The sequence below is a fragment of the Rhizobium sp. SG570 genome (assembly GCF_012275345.1).
Taxonomy (GTDB): Bacteria; Pseudomonadota; Alphaproteobacteria; order Rhizobiales; family Rhizobiaceae; genus Rhizobium; species Rhizobium lusitanum.
In genome coordinates this window covers 314,333-330,578 of the sequence record NZ_JAAZQI010000002.1, presented here as the reverse complement: position 1 = coordinate 330,578, position 16,246 = coordinate 314,333, and the positions used below count along the sequence as shown (strand labels likewise).

The 16,246-nt window shown below is 59.1% G+C and carries 17 protein-coding genes; 2 read left to right on the top strand and 15 right to left on the bottom strand.

Annotated features, from left to right (window positions below):
• The first annotated feature begins 188 nt into the window (after window positions 1-188).
• Together FHT28_RS05350 and FHT28_RS05345 are read left to right on the top strand one after the other, a co-directional pair.
• Window positions 189-785, top strand: a complete 597-nt coding sequence (locus FHT28_RS05350) for a hypothetical protein (RefSeq protein WP_168595752.1) — start codon at window positions 189-191, stop codon at window positions 783-785.
• 85 nt (window positions 786-870) lie between these two features.
• Complete coding sequence (locus tag FHT28_RS05345) at window positions 871-1,338, top strand: DUF5680 domain-containing protein (RefSeq protein WP_037194274.1); 468 nt, start codon at window positions 871-873, stop codon at window positions 1,336-1,338.
• Window positions 1,339-1,345: 7 nt separating this feature from the next.
• Here the strand turns inward: FHT28_RS05345 and FHT28_RS05340 are convergent, their stop codons facing one another.
• The 15 genes from FHT28_RS05340 to nuoH all read right to left on the bottom strand — a co-directional run bounded on the left by FHT28_RS05340 (window position 1,346) and on the right by nuoH (window position 16,245).
• Window positions 1,346-2,029 carry an ABC transporter ATP-binding protein gene (locus tag FHT28_RS05340; RefSeq protein ID WP_037194272.1) on the bottom strand — a complete coding sequence of 228 codons (684 nt, stop codon included), beginning with the start codon at window positions 2,027-2,029 and terminating at the stop codon, window positions 1,346-1,348.
• Between the two features lie 14 nt (window positions 2,030-2,043).
• Window positions 2,044-3,354 (bottom strand): lipoprotein-releasing ABC transporter permease subunit, encoded by a 1,311-nt coding sequence (locus tag FHT28_RS05335; protein WP_037194270.1) that lies wholly within the window; start codon window positions 3,352-3,354, stop codon window positions 2,044-2,046.
• Window positions 3,355-3,380: 26 nt separating this feature from the next.
• Complete coding sequence (proS, locus tag FHT28_RS05330) at window positions 3,381-4,703, bottom strand: proline--tRNA ligase (protein ID WP_168595751.1); 1,323 nt, start codon at window positions 4,701-4,703, stop codon at window positions 3,381-3,383.
• Between the two features lie 348 nt (window positions 4,704-5,051).
• Complete coding sequence (locus FHT28_RS05325) at window positions 5,052-5,228, bottom strand: hypothetical protein (protein WP_167669617.1); 177 nt, start codon at window positions 5,226-5,228, stop codon at window positions 5,052-5,054.
• Window positions 5,229-5,326: 98 nt separating this feature from the next.
• Entirely contained in the window at window positions 5,327-5,605 is a 279-nt protein-coding gene (locus FHT28_RS05320) for a DUF1467 family protein (protein ID WP_092576598.1), read from the bottom strand.
• Window positions 5,606-5,703: 98 nt separating this feature from the next.
• Entirely contained in the window at window positions 5,704-6,108 is a 405-nt protein-coding gene (gene mce / locus FHT28_RS05315) for a methylmalonyl-CoA epimerase (RefSeq protein ID WP_168595750.1), read from the bottom strand.
• A gap of 31 nt (window positions 6,109-6,139) precedes the next feature.
• Complete coding sequence (locus FHT28_RS05310; protein ID WP_037194262.1) at window positions 6,140-7,813, bottom strand: ribonuclease J; 1,674 nt, start codon at window positions 7,811-7,813, stop codon at window positions 6,140-6,142.
• A 14-nt stretch (window positions 7,814-7,827) separates the two neighbouring features.
• The gene (locus FHT28_RS05305; RefSeq protein ID WP_047553135.1) at window positions 7,828-8,592 is read right to left on the bottom strand and encodes a biotin--[acetyl-CoA-carboxylase] ligase; all 765 of its coding nucleotides are present in this window, start codon (window positions 8,590-8,592) and stop codon (window positions 7,828-7,830) included.
• A complete protein-coding gene (gene nuoN / locus FHT28_RS05300) occupies window positions 8,592-10,034 on the bottom strand; it encodes an NADH-quinone oxidoreductase subunit NuoN (protein WP_037194258.1) in 1,443 nt (480 codons plus the stop codon). The genes FHT28_RS05305 and nuoN overlap by 1 nt, the downstream gene beginning before the upstream one ends.
• Window positions 10,035-10,052: 18 nt before the next feature.
• Window positions 10,053-11,564, bottom strand: coding sequence for an NADH-quinone oxidoreductase subunit M (locus FHT28_RS05295; protein ID WP_037194256.1), 1,512 nt, complete (start codon window positions 11,562-11,564; stop codon window positions 10,053-10,055).
• Entirely contained in the window at window positions 11,564-13,558 is a 1,995-nt protein-coding gene (gene nuoL, locus FHT28_RS05290) for an NADH-quinone oxidoreductase subunit L (protein ID WP_168595749.1), read from the bottom strand. Before nuoL ends, FHT28_RS05295 begins: the two co-directional genes overlap by 1 nt.
• 7 nt (window positions 13,559-13,565) lie before the next feature.
• Window positions 13,566-13,874 (bottom strand): NADH-quinone oxidoreductase subunit NuoK, encoded by a 309-nt coding sequence (nuoK, locus tag FHT28_RS05285; RefSeq protein WP_034507513.1) that lies wholly within the window; start codon window positions 13,872-13,874, stop codon window positions 13,566-13,568.
• Between the two features lie 31 nt (window positions 13,875-13,905).
• Window positions 13,906-14,520 (bottom strand): NADH-quinone oxidoreductase subunit J, encoded by a 615-nt coding sequence (locus FHT28_RS05280; RefSeq protein ID WP_037194252.1) that lies wholly within the window; start codon window positions 14,518-14,520, stop codon window positions 13,906-13,908.
• A gap of 149 nt (window positions 14,521-14,669) precedes the next feature.
• Window positions 14,670-15,161 carry an NADH-quinone oxidoreductase subunit NuoI gene (gene nuoI / locus FHT28_RS05275; RefSeq protein WP_034486982.1) on the bottom strand — a complete coding sequence of 164 codons (492 nt, stop codon included), beginning with the start codon at window positions 15,159-15,161 and terminating at the stop codon, window positions 14,670-14,672.
• A gap of 40 nt (window positions 15,162-15,201) precedes the next feature.
• On the bottom strand, window positions 15,202-16,245 hold the full coding sequence (gene nuoH / locus FHT28_RS05270) for an NADH-quinone oxidoreductase subunit NuoH (protein WP_047553131.1): 1,044 nt from the start codon (window positions 16,243-16,245) through the stop codon (window positions 15,202-15,204).
• Window position 16,246: the final 1 nt, after the last annotated feature.

Sequence of the window (16,246 nt, the reverse complement as noted above, 5' to 3'; positions counted from 1 at the left end):
GAGGTGAATGCTGCAACGTCTCGAATGATATCGGTCATTTACGCGCTCCTTACTCGTTATGTTTCTTTTTTGTTCTATTTTTGTTCGGGAGTCAATAGATGCATCAATAAATTTCATCGTCCGATATTTCGTCTTGCCGATGGACGCTCGATCAACCCGAGGCTATGCAGGGACAAAGGGAGATCATCATGAAATTACTGACTTATGCCGTCTTCGCCCTGCTTTCGGTTGCGACCACTGCGCATGCCGGGGACGCCATTGCGCCCGACCGTATCATCGACGCGGCGATCGGCGACTGGAACAAGGACGGCAAGCCGGATCTCGCCCTGCTGGTCGCATCGGCTCCCGACGATCAGGCCGATAATCCGATCGGCATCTACATTTACCTGCGCGGTGGCGAACATGCGCTGCTGAATCTGGCAGTCAGCGCGCCGAACAAGATATGGGGCAGCGTGGGGCCTGACGGCATGGTCGGCCAGGAACCGTCGATCGCGGCGCTGCCGAACGGATCCATCACCGTCACATCGCAAAATGACAGCGTCGGACGCGACCGCTGGGAGCAGACGCTGACACTCGCCTACCGCAACAACAGCTTCGTCGTTGCCGGCTATACCTATGTGTCCCGCGATACGCTCGAACCCGATTCCGGCTACAACTGCGACTACAATGTCCTGACCGGCAAGGCGACAAAGAACGGCAAGGATATCAAGGCAGACGCCAAAACGGTCAAAATCGAGGACTGGCAAGACGACTTCGGCCAGAAAATCTGCGGAGACGGACAATAGCAAACACAGCGTCTGTTCACTATATGTTCTTTACACGCTGCACATTCCATGGCATTGTGGTCGCTCACCATCATTGGAGAGGGCCATGCCGGATCTTGCCGAGCTGAACGATTTCATTGTCATCGCCAAGGCCGAGACCTATGTCGGAGATGGCGAGAGACTGCCGTCCTGCCGAAGCGGCTCGCATGACATCGGCTATGCCAATGGCCGCTGGCGCTATCTCGACAGCTATTTCGGCGGCACGGATTTCGCCGGGCAGGAGCTGGTCTGGCATGACGACGAGCCGGTCTGGGCGATGAACTATTTCGGCCGCATCGTCGAGCCGGACCTGATCGACGGGCGGAGCGCCGGCATGGTCATCAAATCAGCGCTGCTACGGCTCTATCTCGATGAAAAACGCTTTCTCGGCGGCTTCGAATTCGAACACGCCTTCGGCCGTTACGTCGATCGCAGCACCGGCGGCTGCGACCATTTTATCGGTCACGAGGTCATCATGGTGAAGGAGCGCAAGGCCTACGAGCTGGATTATCGCGGCGGGCTGATCGTTCCGTAACGGGCGATCAGACCTCGACCACCTTGCCTTCGCTCAATGTGACGCGGCGGTCCATACGGACTGCGAGTTCGTGATTATGCGTGGCGATCAATGCCGCCAGACCCGACTGCCGCACCAGCGCTTCAAGGGCATCGAAGACATAATGTGCCGTTGCGGGATCGAGATTGCCTGTCGGTTCATCGGCCAGCAGTACCAGAGGCGCATTGGCGACGGCGCGCGCAATGGCGACGCGTTGCTGTTCGCCGCCGGACAATTCGGCCGGGCGATGATCGCCGCGGTGGCCGATGCGCATGTAATCGAGAAGCTGGGCGGCGCGCTCACTCGCCTCCTTGCGGGAGAGACCTGAGATCAGTTGCGGCATCATGATATTTTCAAGCGCCGAAAATTCCGGCAGCAGATGGTGGAACTGATAGACGAAGCCGATTTCGCTGCGACGGACAGCCGTGCGCTTGTCGTCGGACAGGCCTTCACATGCCTGACCATTGATCAGCACTTCGCCGCTATCGGGATGCTCGAGCAGGCCGGCCACATGCAGGAGCGTCGACTTGCCGGTACCGGAGGGCGCAACCAGCGCGACGATCTCGCCGCTGCGCAGGGCGAAATCGGCTCCCTTCAGGATCGATAGCTGGGTATCGCCTTGCCCGTAATGACGCTCCACGCCCGAAAGCTGGAGAACGACGTTGCCTTTCATCAAATGCGAATTCCTTATTCGTAGCGCAGCGCCTGCACCGGATCGAGCCGCGAGGCACGCCAGGCCGGAAAGATCGTGGCAAGGAAAGACAGCGTCAGTGCCATCACAACAACGGAGACGGTCTCGCTCATATTCATCTGGGCCGGCAGCTTGCTGAGGAAGTAGACCTCCGGATTGAAGATCACCGTGCCCGAAATCCAGGAGAAGAACTGCCGGATGGATTCGATATTCAGGCAGACCAGGACACCGAGCAGAACGCCGGCGAACGTGCCGACCACGCCGATGGCCGCACCTGTCATGAAGAAGATGCGCATGATCGCCCCGGACGTCGCGCCCATGGTACGCAGGATGGCGATATCGCTGCCCTTGTCCTTCACCAGCATGATCAGACCGGAAATGATATTTAGCGCAGCCACGAGGACGATCAGCGTCAGGATCATGAACATGGTGTTGCGTTCGACCTGCAGTGCCGAGAAGAAAGTCTCGTTGACCTGCCGCCAGTCGGTCAGGAACACTTGCCGACCCGCGGCAGCCTCGATCTTCGGCCTCAACTCATCGACATCATCGGGATTGCTGACGAAGAGTTCTATCTTCTCGACGATGCCTTCGGCGTTGAAAAAGAGCTGTGATTCCTCCAGCGGCATGAAGACGACGGAAGAATCATATTCGGACATGCCGACCTCGAAGAGGCCGGAGATCGTATAAGCCTTGACGCGCGGATTGACGCCGAAGGGCGTCACATCGCCATCGGGCGCCGTCAGCGTGATCTGGTCGCCGACCGTCAGGCCCAGCTGCCGCGCAAGGCGTGTACCCACCAGCACGCCCTGCCCCGAGGCAAAGCCGACTATGTCGCCGGAGACGATATGATCGGAAACGGTTTTGAGCTTGGTCATATCCTCGGCGCGGATGCCGCGCACCAGCGCGCCGGTGCCGGAGCCGCCCCGCCCGGACGCAAGCGTTTCACCTTCCACCAGCGGCAAGGCCATGGTGACACCGGGAACAGCGGCAAACTTCTTAGCCAGCTCAGCATAGTCGTTCAACGGCGAATCGATCGGCTGCACGACGACATGGCCGTTGAAGCCAAGAATCTGCTTGAAGAGTTCGGCGCGGAAGCCGTTCATGACCGCCATGACGATGATCAGCGCGGCGACGCCCAGCATGATGCCGACCAGCGAGAAGCCGGCAATGACCGAAATCGATGCTTCCTTGCGCCGGGAGCGAAGATAGCGCCACGCGACAAGTCGCTCGAATCCGGAAAACGGACGGGATGACGGGCTGGCCTTGGGCGAATTTCCCTGCTGTTCCACTGCCACGTTCACCGCCATTCGCCTTCCATCCTGTCTTTTGTCTATCAGCCGGCCAGCCGCTTGATTGCCGCTTCGACTGTCATCGTCTCGCGAGCACCGGTCTTACGGTCCTTCACTTCCACCTCGCCGCCCGCGATCGAACGCGGCCCGACGATGATCTGCACGGGCACGCCGATCAGATCCGCCGTCGCGAACTTCGTTCCGGCACGATCGTCGCGATCGTCAAGCAGGACATCCTTGCCGGCCTTCGACAGGGCGGCGTAGACCGTTTCGCAAGCATCGTCACAGGCTTGGTCGCCGGACTTCATGTTGATCACCACGACGTCAAAAGGCGCAACCGAAGCAGGCCAGATGATTCCGTTCTCGTCATGCGATGCTTCGATGATGGCGGGAACAAGGCGTGTCGGGCCGATACCGTAAGATCCCATGTGTACAGCGTGTTCCTTGCCGTCGGGACCCTGAACTTTCGCACCCATCGGTTCGGAATATTTCGTGCCGAAGTAGAAGATGTGGCCGACCTCGATGCCGCGCGCCGAGAGGCGCTCGCCTTCGGGGATGGCGTTGAAGGCGGCTTCATCATGCATTTCCGAGGTGGCGGCATAGACCGAAGTCCACTTGTCGAAGATGCCTTTCAGGCCAGCAGCGTCATCAAAATTCGTGTCTTCGCCGGGGATATCGAAATTGACGAAATCCTTATGGCAGAAAACTTCGGATTCGCCGGTATCTGCGAGGATGATGAATTCGTGGCTGAGCTCGCCGCCGATGGGGCCGGTGTCGGCGCGCATGGGGATTGCCCGAAGACCAAGGCGGTCGAAGGTGCGCAGATATGCCGTGAACATCTTGTTGTAGGCAATCACGGCGCCTTCCTGCGTCAGATCGAAGGAATAGGCATCTTTCATCATGAACTCACGCGAGCGCATGGTGCCGAAACGCGGACGGATCTCGTCACGGAATTTCAGCTGTATATGATAGAGATTGAGCGGCAGGTCCTTGTAGGACTTGACGTAGGACCGGAAGATGTCGGTGATCATCTCCTCGTTGGTCGGGCCGTAAAGCATGGGCCGGTCCTGCCGGTCCTTGATGCGCAGCATTTCCTTGCCGTAGGCGTCGTAGCGGCCGCTCTCCTGCCAGAGCTCGGCCGTCTGCAGCGTGGGCATCAAAAGCTCGATGGCGCCGGAACGATTCTGCTCCTCGCGGATGATCTTGTTGACCTTGTCGAGCACGCGCTTGCCCAGCGGCAGCCAGGAATAGATACCCTGTGACTGCTGGCGGATCATGCCGGTGCGCAGCATGAGCCGATGGGAAACAATTTCAGCCTCTTTAGGATTTTCCTTCAGAATGGGCATGAAGTAACGAGACAGACGCATGACGCTTGTTCCAGAGGTTTGACGATTCGCCTCTGGCGGAATCGTTAGCAAATTGTGTACTGGAGGCAGTTCATAACTGCTTCGGCGCAGGAAGGAAACCCGCATTCGACGCGTAGGGAATGCGAGAAATGCCCACGAATGCGGGCGATGTGATATATTTCCGCGATTTCGAAAAATCGCACGTTTGTAAGGATTTAAGACGAAATTTCATCAACAGAAAAATTCTGCGCGACTGTAGCAAAAAAGCAAAAAAATAGATGACAAAGCTCAATCTTTGAGCTAATTTTAGCTCACAAAAGAGGCAGGAAGGTTAAATTCTTGCCGTTTCGCGGTCAAGTCTTGGGAGGATCAGATCTTAGGCGCGCTCGCTCGCTGCCCCGGTAACGGATAAGGATCACGCGATACTTTAAAACAAGGCTTATGGCCTTGTTTTTTTTTGCTTTTCGCCTTGGCTAGCTGTCTGCCAACTGGCTCGACAGACGCATCAAAAGGCTTCTTAACCAGCGCATTGCGGTCGTCGTTCATAGATTCTTTGCTTCACAAAGATGACAGGCGTGTGACAAATTGAAAGCGATCGCGAGGCGATTGGTGTCCAGGCGATTCCAACCACAATTTCCGATAGGTTATTTGTCGTAGTTCGGAACGAACCGCGGAATGGAGTCGACGCTCAGTCCGAAATAGTGCGAGGCGACATACCAGGCACCATAGATGAGAGCCGATACCAGCGTCGTGAAGAACACCACTCTCCAGGCACGGAATTTCGTCGGTGCGCTTTCGACAGTACCGAAGACCACATGCTTGTCCTCGGCCTGGGTGCGCAAGCCGAATGGAAGGACCGCAAAAAGCGTGATCCACCAGATGACGAAATACACCGCGAGACTCGCTATAATCTGCTGGACCATTCCGCTCCCTTAAGACGAGCCTGCTCGCCTCTTCCTCTTCCAAGTTGCTTATAGGGGCAAAGCTGTCGCGTTTCAAAGCGTCGTCCAGCGCTTTAATGTCACACTTGCTCGAGCTCGATCAGCGTGCCGAAGAAATCCTTCGGATGCAGGAAGAGCACGTGCTTGCCATGCGCGCCGATCTTCGGCTCGCCATCTCCAAGCACGCGAGCGCCTGCGGCGACCAGCTGGTCGCGTGCTGCAAGGATATCTGCAACTTCGTAACAGATATGATGCATGCCGCCGTCGGGGTTCTTCGCGAGGAAAGCGGCGATCGGCGAGGTCTCGCCCAGCGGCTCGAGCAGTTCGACCTTGCTGTTTGGCAGCTCGACGAAGACGACCGTGACGCCATGTTCCGGCAATGCCTGCGGCGCAGACACCTTAGCGCCGAGTGTTTCGCGATAGGTCGCCGAAGCGGCGGCTATATCCGGAACGGCAAGCGCGATGTGATTGATGCGTCCAAGCACGGATCTCTCCTCCCCGATCGGATCACGGGCCTCAGCCGGCAGTGCGCGTGACGAACACCGTTACGAAAGGCTTCTTTCCCCATCCGTGATTGGCGGCTGAGCGCACGGCGCGACGAGCAGCCTCCTGCAGCATGGCCAGATCCTTGCGGCGGGCGCGCGGAATGCTCTCGATGGCGCTGACGAGCGCATCGAAGAGCGTGTCCTCCATCTCCTCGCCTTCGTCGTCATAGGCCGGCAGGCCGATGGACACGATATCCGGATCGCCGGCGATGTCGTAACGGGCATCGAGCACGAGATTGACCGCGACATGGCCGACATAGGACAGCTTCTTGCGTTCGCCGATGCCCATCTCGTCGAAATCGCCAATCAGTATGCCGTCCTTGAAGATACGTCCATGCGGCGCCTCGCCGATCACCTCGACCGGTCCCGGCGCGAGGCGCAATATGTCGCCATTGCGAACCTTCGGCACGGTGGCGATACCGGACTGTTCGGCCAGTTCTTTATGCGCGCTCAGATGCGTCGGCTCGCCATGCACAGGCACAACGACCTTAGGCCGCGTCCACTCATACATCTTCTGCAGCTCATTGCGCCGGGGATGGCCGGACACGTGCACGAGCGCTTCGGCATCCGTCACGACATGCACGCCCTGTTCGATCAGGCCGTTCTTGATGTCCTGGATGGCCTTCTCGTTGCCGGGGATGGCACGCGAGGAAAAGACGACGATATCACCTGATGCCAGCGCGACGTGGCGCATTTCGTCCCTTGCCAGCTTGGCAAGAGCGGCGCGCGGCTCACCCTGACTGCCGGTCAGGATGACTACGACCTTGTCGCGCGGGATATAGCCATACTCATCCTCGGCAATGAACGGCTTGATGCCGTCCATGAGACCGACATCGCGGGCGACGTCGACGACACGCTTCAGCGAACTGCCCAACAACAGCACTTCGCGACCCGCGGCCTCGGCAGCCTCGGCAACAGTGCGGATGCGGCCGACATTCGAGGAGAAGGTGGTGATCGCTACCCGGCCTTCGGCATTCTCGATGATCTTGCGCAGGCTTTCGGAAACGTCCTTTTCCGAGGGCGAGACGCCATCGCGCAGGGCATTGGTGGAATCGCACATCAGTGCCAGGACGCCTTCGTCACCCAACTGCCGGAAGCGGGTCTCGTCGGTGAGCGGCCCGAGCGAAGGCTCGTGGTCGATCTTCCAATCGCCGGTATGAATGACGTTGCCGAGCGGCGTGCGGATCATCAACGACATCGGTTCGGGAATGGAGTGATTGACGGCGACGCCCTCGATGCTGAAGGGGCCGACATTAATACGGTCACCAGCCTTGAACGGGGTGATCGGGATCTGACCCATCGTCTTTTCATAGTCGCGCTTGGCTTCCAGAAGGCCGGCGGTAAAGCCCGAAGCGTAGACGGGGACGTTGAGACCTGGCCAGAGATCGCTCAGCGCGCCGTAGTGATCCTCATGCGCGTGGGTAATGATGATGCCCTTGAGGTTCTTGCGCTCCTTGGCGAGAAAGCGGATGTCCGGCAGCACCAGATCCACGCCCGGCAGATCCGGTCCCGGAAACGTAACGCCGCAATCGACCATGATCCACTGGCGATGCTCCGGCGTTCCATAGCCATACAGAGCGAGATTCATACCGATCTCGCCGACGCCGCCGAGTGGCAGAAACACCAGTTCGTCTTGTTTCGCCATTTCGTTCCCAACCATTACCTAAAGAAAACATCGCCCGCCGCGATCGGCATAGTCCTGCCGTCTTCGGTCTCGAGCATCAACAAGCCATTATCATCGATTCCGACGAAATGGCCTAAAATCGACTTGTCCGGCAAGTTCACCGTGATCTTTTCACCGACGCCACAGGCCGCTTCGCGCCAGCGCGCCGTGACCTCCCGAATGCCCTTGCCGCTGTTCCAAACATCAAGGGCTTCGGCCATCGCCGCATAGAGATGGGCAAACAATTCATCAGGCGAGACCATCGAGCCCTGCTGCCGCAGGCAGGTAACCGGATACATCGGATTGTCGGGCATAACGGCGACGTTGATGCCGATACCGATAACAAGTGCATAGCGCCCGTCGGGTAAGGCTTCGCCCTCGAGCAGGATACCGCAGGTCTTCTTGCGGCCGATCAGGATATCGTTCGGCCACTTGATCTCGACCGGTTCGGCGGCCAGCGGCAGCACGCTGCGCACCGCCTGATGCACGGCAATCGCGACCGCGAGCGGCAGGGAGCCGAGACGGTCCATCGGAGCAGGATCGATCAACAGGAGAGATGCATAGAGATTACCGCGCTCGGATACCCAGGGACGGCCGCGGCGACCACGTCCACCGGTCTGACGTTCGGCGGTGACCCAAAGGTTTCCGCGATCGCCCGCACGTGCCCGTTCCAGGCACTCGCTGTTGGTGGAACTTGTCTCTGAAAGGGCATCATGCCGGAAGTCGGCAAGCGACTTCCGGCTATTCATGTCAGACGCCATCAAAACAGCGTCGCGGCAGCCAGATCGGCAGCACCGCCGATAGCGCCGCCGAAGAGGACGTAGCCGACCACGAACAAGCCCGAGAGGCCGAAGACCAGGCGCAGCGAACCAGCCGTGCGGGTGAATTCGTCCTTGGCTTCGTCAAACCACATGACCTTGATGACGCGCAGATAGTAGTAGGCGCCGACGACCGAAGAGAGAACGCCGATGACGGCAAGCGCATAGAGATGCGCCTGGATAGCTGCGACGAAAACGAAGTACTTTCCGAAGAAGCCTGCCAGCGGCGGAATGCCGGCCAGCGAGAACATCAGTGCTGTCAGCACGACGGCCATGAAGGGGTTGGTTGTCGAAAGGCCGGCGAGATCATCGACATTCTCAACCTGACGGCCGTCCTTGCGGCGCATCGCCATGATGATGGCAAAGGTACCGAGGGTCATGACCATGTAGATGACCATGTAAAGCATGACGCCGGATACGCCGGTCTTGGTGCCGGCGGCAAGGCCGACCAGCGCATAGCCCATGTGACCGATCGAGGAATAGGCCATCAGTCGCTTGAAGTTGCGCTGACCGATCGCGGCGAAGGAGCCGAGCACCATCGAGGCGATCGAGATGAAGACAATGATCTGCTGCCAGTCGGCAAGCACCGGATGGAAGGCGGTAATGACGATGCGGGTCAGGATCGCCATGGCCGCGACCTTCGGCGCAGCCGCGAAGAAGGCGGTGACCGGCGTCGGAGCGCCTTCGTAAACATCCGGCGTCCACATATGGAACGGCACGGCGGAGATCTTGAAGGCCAGGCCGGCAAGAACGAAAACCAGACCGAAGACGAGGCCGAGCGAGCGGGTCTCGGCGCTGAGCGCGGTGGCAATGGCATCGAAGGTTGTGTGGCCGGTGAAGCCGTAGACCAGCGACATGCCGTAGAGCAGCATGCCGGAAGAGAGAGCGCCAAGGACGAAGTACTTCAGGCCGGCTTCCGTCGACTTGAGATTGTCGCGGTTGATGGCGGCAACGACGTAGAGCGCCAGCGACTGCAGTTCCAGCGACAGATAAAGCGAGATCAGGTCATGCGCCGAGATCATCAGCAGGATGCCGAGGGTCGCCAGCAGCAGGAGCACTGGGAACTCGAAGCGATCGAGCTGCTGCTCGCGCGCCTGCCCCATGCTCATGAACATGGTGACGATCGAGCCGACCAGCGCGACGATCTTCATGAAGCGGGAGAAGCCGTCGGCGAGATAGGCGCCGCCATAAGCCAGGCCCTCGCCCGGCACGAAGATGATCCAAAGACCGGCCACCGCGAGAACCGCGATGGCGAGACCGGTGACCATGGGTCCGGACCGCTCGCCTGAGAAGACGCCGATCATGAGCAACGCAAGCGCACCGACCGCGAGGATGAGCTCCGGAATGGAAAGATGCAGGCTTGCAAGAATTGTGTCAGCAGTCATGTCGAATAGGTCCCGTCATCAATTCATCGACAGCGCAACGTTCTGCGCAGCGTGCAGGGCAGCGGTATAGTTGTTTACCAGCAGATCCACCGAAGCGGCCGTGGCGTCGAAGATCGGAGCCGGATAGACGCCGAAGAGGATCGTCAGCGCGATCAGCGGATAAAGGATCAGCTGTTCACGCGGCGACAGATCCAGCAGCTTCTTCAGGTTCTCCTTATCGAGCACGCCGAAAATGACGCGACGGTAAAGCCAGAGCGCATAGGCGGCCGACAGGATCACACCGGTGGCGGCGAACAAGGCAACCCAGGTGTTGACGCGGAAGACACCGATCAGGGTGAGGAATTCACCGATGAAGCCGGAGGTGCCGGGCAGACCGACATTGGCCATGGTGAAGACCATCATCGCGACGGCATATTTCGGCATGTTGTTGACCAGGCCGCCATAAGCCGCGATTTCGCGGGTATGGGTGCGGTCGTAGATCACGCCGACGCAGAGGAAGAGAGCGCCGGAGACGATGCCGTGCGACAGCATCTGGAAGATCGCGCCCTGGACGCCCTGCTGGTTGGCCGCGAAGATGCCCATGGTCACATAGCCCATGTGGGCAACCGAGGAATAGGCGATCAGCTTCTTGATGTCTTCCTGCATCAGCGCCACCAGCGAGGTGTAGATGATGGCGATGACCGACAGGGCGAAGACGAGCGGCGCAAAAAACTCCGACGCGTTCGGGAACATGCCGAGCGAGAAGCGGATGAGACCATAGCCGCCGAGCTTCAGAAGGATACCGGCCAGGATGACCGAGCCCGCCGTCGGCGCCTGAACGTGTGCGTCGGGCAACCACGTATGGACCGGCCACATCGGCATCTTCACCGCGAAGGAGGCGAAGAAGGCAAGCCATAGCCACGTCTGCAGCTGCGGCGGGAACTTGTAGGCGAGCAGCGACGGGATGTCAGTCGTACCGGCCTGCCAGTACATCGCCATGATGGCGAGCAGCATCAGCACCGAGCCGAGCAGCGTGTAGAGGAAGAACTTGTAGCTGGCGTAGACGCGATCCTTGCCGCCCCAGACGCCGATGATCAGGAACATCGGGATAAGGCCGGCTTCGAAGAAGACGTAGAACAGCACGATATCCAGCGACACGAAAACGCCGACCATCATCGTCTCGAGGACGAGGAAGGCGATCATGTAGTCTTTCAGTCGCTTCTCCACAGAGAGCCAGCTTGCCAGCACGCAGAAGGGCATCAGGAAGGTCGACAGGATGACGAACAGCATCGAGATGCCGTCGACACCCATGTGATAGCTGATGCCGCTGGTCAGCCAATCATGCTTCTCGATCATCTGGAAGCCCGGATTGGCATTGTCGAACCAGATCCAGACGAACAGCGACACGATAAAGGTGAAGACCGTCGTCGCCAGAGAGATGTTCAGGATGTTGCGGCGGCCGTTGGGTCCATCTTCCCGCGTGAACAGCAGGAGAAGGACACCCACCAGCGGCAGGAACGTGACCGTTGAAAGAATAGGCCAATCGGTCATCAGAGGGAACTCCCGAGCATCATCCAGGTAACGAGGGCTGCAATACCGAGCAGCATCGCGAAGGCATAGTGATAGAGATAGCCGGTCTGCAGGCGCACGACGCGGTTGGTGACATCGACGACGCGGGCGGCGACGCCGTTCGGGCCGATGGTGTCGATGACCCCGATGTCGCCCTTCTTCCAGAGGAAGCGGCCGAGCGCCTTGGCGGAGCGAACGAAGAGGAAGTCATAGAGCTCGTCGAAGTACCACTTGTTCAACAGGAACTCGTAGAGCACGCGCTGTTGCTGCGCGAGCTTGCGCGGCGTCTCCGGCGACCTGATGTACATGTACCAGGCGGTCACGAAACCGAGCACCATTGCGATGAACGGGCTGAGTTCGACCCAATGCGGAGCATGCTCCGCCTCTTCGAGGATCTTGTTGTCAGGCAGCGTGAACAGCGCATGCTTCCAGAATTCCTCGTAGTCAAGACCGACGAAGTAGTCATGGAAATACCAGCCGGCGAAGACGGCGCCGATCGCCAGCAGATAGAGCGGGATCAGCATCACATTCGGCGATTCATGCACATGATGCATGACCTCGTGCGAGGCGCGGGGCTTGCCATAGAAGGTCATGAAGATCAGGCGCCAGGAATAGAAGCTGGTAAACAGCGCGGCGATGACCAGCAGCGTGAAGGCAAAGCCGGAAGCCGGATTGTGCGACGTGTACGACGCCGCGATAATCGCATCCTTGGAGAAGAAGCCGGCAAAGCCGATCGGCGAGAACGGAATACCGACGCCGGTGATCGCCAGCGTGCCGATGATCATCATCCAGTAGGTCTTCTTGATGTGCGAGCGAAGGCCGCCCATGTGACGCATGTCCTGCTCGCCGTCGACGGCATGGATGACCGAACCGGCGCAGAGGAAGAGCAGAGCCTTGAAGAAGGCATGCGTGAACAGATGGAAGATGGCAGCGCCGTAAGCGCCGACGCCGAGCGCGACGAACATGTAGCCGAGCTGCGAACAGGTCGAATAGGCGATGACGCGCTTGATGTCGTTCTGCACGAGGCCGACCGTTGCCGCGAAGAAGGCCGTGATCGCACCGATGATGGTGACGAAGGTCAGCGCATCGGGCGAGAGTTCGAAGATCGGCGACATGCGGGCGACGAGGAAGACACCGGCGGTAACCATGGTTGCGGCATGGATGAGCGCGGAGACCGGGGTCGGGCCTTCCATGGCGTCCGGCAGCCAGGTGTGTAGCAGGAACTGCGCCGACTTGCCCATCGCGCCCATGAAGAGCAGCAGGCAGACACCAGTCAGCGCATGCGCACGATCAAGCTGCATGCCGAAGAGGTTGAGCACGATGTCGCCTGGCTGGCCACCCTGCCCCGCGGCGAAGCTCTGCGCATTGCCGAAGATGACGTCGAAATTGATCGAGCCGAAGAGGGCGAAGACGCCGGCAATACCGAGCACGAAACCGAAGTCGCCGACACGGTTGACGACGAAGGCCTTAATCGCAGCTGCCGACGCGGACGGCTTCTTGAACCAGAAGCCGATCAGCAGATAGGAAGCCAGACCGACGCCTTCCCAGCCGAAGAACATCTGGGCAAGGTTGTCCGACGTCACCAGCATCAGCATGGCGAAGGTGAAGAGCGAGAGATAGGCGAAGAAGCGCGGACGATGCGGATCGTGATGCATGTATCCGATCGAATAGACGTGAACGAGGGTCGAAACCGTGTTCACAACGATCAGCATCACCGATGTCAGCGTATCGATGCGCAGCGACCAGGACGCGTCGATGCCGCCGGACTGGATCCAGCGCAAGACTTCAACCTTGATCGGGCCGTCGGTATGGCCGAGCGCCACCGTGAAGAAGACGACCCACGACAGGATCGCAGCGATAATCATCAGGCCGGTGGTGATATATTCCGAAGCCTTGGCGCCGATGGCGCGGCCGAAAAGGCCGGCGATGATCGCGCCGATCAAAGGAAGAAAGACGATAGCCTTATATAAAAACATAGCTGTATCAGCCCTTCATCATGTTGACGTCTTCAACGGCGATAGAGCCGCGGTTACGGTAGAAGACGACGAGAATTGCAAGACCGATGGCAGCCTCGGCGGCAGCGACAGTCAAAATGAACAGAGCGAAGACCTGGCCGACGATGTCGTTGAGGAACGACGAGAAGGCGACCATGTTGATGTTGACCGCGAGCAATATGAGTTCGACGGACATCAAGATGATGATGACATTCTTACGGTTGAGAAAAATACCGAAGACGCCGAGCACGAAGAGGATGGCGCTGACCGTCAGGTAGTGGGAAAGTCCAATGACCATGTTCTTGTTCCTTTGATCCTCGTGCCCCGCCTCAGACGCCCTGCCCCGGCTTGACCTTGACCACCTCGACGGCGGTCGCGGGCGTGCGGGCGACCTGTTGGGAAATATTCTGGCGCTTGATGTGCGTGCGATGCTTCAGCGTCAACACGATCGCACCGATCATCGCGACCAGAAGCACAAGGCCGGCGATCTCGAAGAAGTAAACGTAGTTGGTGTAGAGCACGTCGCCTAGGGCGGCCGTGTTCGTTCGCTCGGTCACGGCCGGGATCGGCATGGCGACTGTCTTGGCGATCTGAGGCGAGATCACGCTGCCGCCGACAACGACGATGAGCTCGGCGGCAAGGATGACGCCGATCAATGCGCCGATCGGTGCATATTCCAGAATGCCGGCCCTGAGCTCGGAGAAATCGATATCGAGCATCATCACGACGAAGAGGAAGAGAACCGCCACGGCGCCGACATAGACGACCAGCAGGATCATCGCCAGGAATTCAGCCCCCAACAACAGAAAGAGGCCGGCCGCGTTGAAGAAAACCAGGATGAGGAACAGGACCGAATGGACCGGATTCCGCGCCGAGATAACCATGAACGCCGACGCCACCGCGACAAAGGCGAAGATGTAGAAAAAAAGAGCCTGCAGACCCATGTTGGTGCCTTTTTCGTCTTCCCCCGGGCAGCCGGGAGTATCCCTGCCCGATGGGGCTTAGCCTGACATTCGTCCGGCAAAGCCCCGGTCTATATTCAACCGCGACGGCGACAACCTGGCCGGCCGTCGCGGCATATTCAAAACACCGCTTAGCGGTAGGGCGAATCCATCGCGATATTGTGCGCGATTTCGCGTTCCCAGCGGTCGCCGTTTTCCAAAAGCCGCGCCTTGTCGAAATAGAGCTCTTCGCGGGTCTCGGTAGCGAATTCGAAGTTCGGCCCTTCGACGATGGCGTCGACCGGGCATGCTTCCTGGCAAAAGCCGCAATAGATGCACTTCACCATGTCGATGTCATAACGCACCGTGCGGCGGGTGCCGTCGTTGCGGCGCGGCCCGGCCTCGATCGTGATGGCCTGGGCAGGACAGATGGCTTCGCAGAGCTTGCAGGCGATGCAGCGCTCTTCACCGTTCGGATAGCGGCGCAGCGCATGCTCGCCACGGAAGCGCGGGCTGACCGGCCCCTTTTCGAACGGATAATTGATCGTCGCCTTCTGCTTGAAGAAGTAACGCATCGACAAAAAGAATGCGCCGACAAATTCCTTGAGGAACAGCGAGCTGACGGCGTTGGAAATTCCGGCCATCTTCAACCTCCAAATCTGCTTGAAGCGAGGATCGACATGATCATGCCCATCCCGTCACCTTCAGCACGAATGCAACGATAACGACCATGGCGAGCGACAGCGGCAGGAACACCTTCCAGCCGAGGCGCATGAGCTGGTCGTAGCGGTAGCGCGGCACGAAAGCCTTCACCATAGCGAACATGAAGAAGACGAGGCACGACTTCAGCAGGAACCAAATGATGCCCGGAACCCAGTTGAGGATCCAGATATCCACCGGAGGCAGCCAGCCGCCGAGGAAGAGAATAGTCGTCAGCGAACACATGAGAACGACGGCGGCATATTCACCGAGCATGAACATCATGTACGGAGAGGAGCCGTATTCGACCATGAAGCCGGCAACCAGTTCAGATTCCGCTTCCGGAAGGTCGAAGGGCGGACGATTGGTTTCCGCCAGCGCCGAGATGAAGAACACGATGAACATCGGGAACAGCGACAGCCAGTGCCAATCGAGGAACGACGCCGGCAGGCCGAGCTTGGTGCCGAGGCCGGTCTGCTGCGACAGCACGATATCCGTGAGGTTCAGCGAACCGACGCAAAGCAGCACGGTGACGATGACGAGGCCGATCGAGACTTCGTAGGACACCATCTGCGCCGCCGAGCGCAGCGCGCCGAGGAATGGATACTTCGAGTTCGAAGCCCAGCCGCCCATGATGATGCCGTACACTTCAAGCGACGAGATCGCCAGAATGTAGAGGATGCCGACGTTGATGTCGGCGACCACCCAATTCTGAGCCACCGGTACGACAGCCCAGGTGGACAGCGCCAATACCACCGAAACCAGAGGTGCCAGCAGGAACACGGTCTTGTTGGCGCCCGCCGGAATGATCGGCTCCTTGACCATGAACTTCAAAAGATCGGCGAAAGACTGAAACAGGCCGAAGGGACCGACGACGTTCGGGCCACGACGCAACTGAACCGCCGCCCAGATCTTGCGGTCGGCAAGAAGGATATAGGCAATGAAGATCAGCAGGCAGACCAGGAGCAGCAGAGACTGGCCGATCATGATCAGCGCCGGCCAGAGATAGGTCGAAACGAATGAATCCATA